Origin of the sequence: Idiomarina sp. UBA4206 (assembly GCF_002383015.1) — a bacterium.
Taxonomy (GTDB): domain Bacteria; phylum Pseudomonadota; class Gammaproteobacteria; order Enterobacterales; family Alteromonadaceae; genus Idiomarina; species Idiomarina abyssalis.
Genome location: NZ_DFTS01000035.1, coordinates 5,945 through 6,661, shown reverse-complemented (window position 1 = coordinate 6,661; position 717 = coordinate 5,945). Strand labels below are relative to the sequence as shown.

At 52.2% G+C, this 717-nt stretch carries 1 protein-coding gene; it reads left to right on the top strand.

Annotated elements, in window-relative coordinates:
• A partial coding sequence (locus B3180_RS07075) for an FAD-dependent monooxygenase (RefSeq protein WP_286843753.1) occupies positions 1–717 on the top strand: 717 nt, incomplete at both ends.

The following is a 717-nucleotide window of genomic DNA, read 5'->3' as shown; positions in this document are numbered from 1 at the left end:
GTGCTGGAAAGGCATTCGCAACCTGAACTTTCTGAAGCGCTGGCATTGCGGGTAAGCGCACTGAATGATCGCAGTCGCAGCGTATTAAAAGACTGTGGTGCCTGGCCTTTAGTGCAGGCACACCGAATTGGCCCTTACCAAAGCATGCAAGTGTGGGACAAAGACAGCCCCGCGCACATTGAGTTTTCAGCCCGGGAAATTAACGCCGCAGATTTAGGCGCTATAGTTGAAAACAACGTTGTGGAGCATTTTTTGTGGCAACGTGCTGAGCAGGTCGGTGTTGAGATATTGCAGACGCAGCAGTGGACAATGGTTCATGCCGGCGATGATTCTCACCCCGCGGAAATAGACGTTGGTGAGTGGTTACTGTCAGCCGATCTTATAGTAGGAGCCGACGGTGGCCGTTCGAAAGTGCGTCAGTATGCTGAGTTACCACTAACGTTCTGGGACTACGGGCAGCAAGGTATTGTGGCGAACATTCGCACGGAACAGCCGCATAATGGCGTGGCTCGTCAGGTGTTTTTACCCACAGGGCCACTGGCGCTTCTGCCAACGCCTGATTCTCATACCGTTTCCATTGTCTGGTCTGCCGATGAAGATCTCGCCAAAAACTTGCTTAATGAGCCGCCTGAGCGCTTTGCAAAACAGGTGGAAACAGAGTCAGGGCGGGTATTAGGCCGTTGCGAGTGTGTGTTTGATATAAAAGCTTTTCCGCTT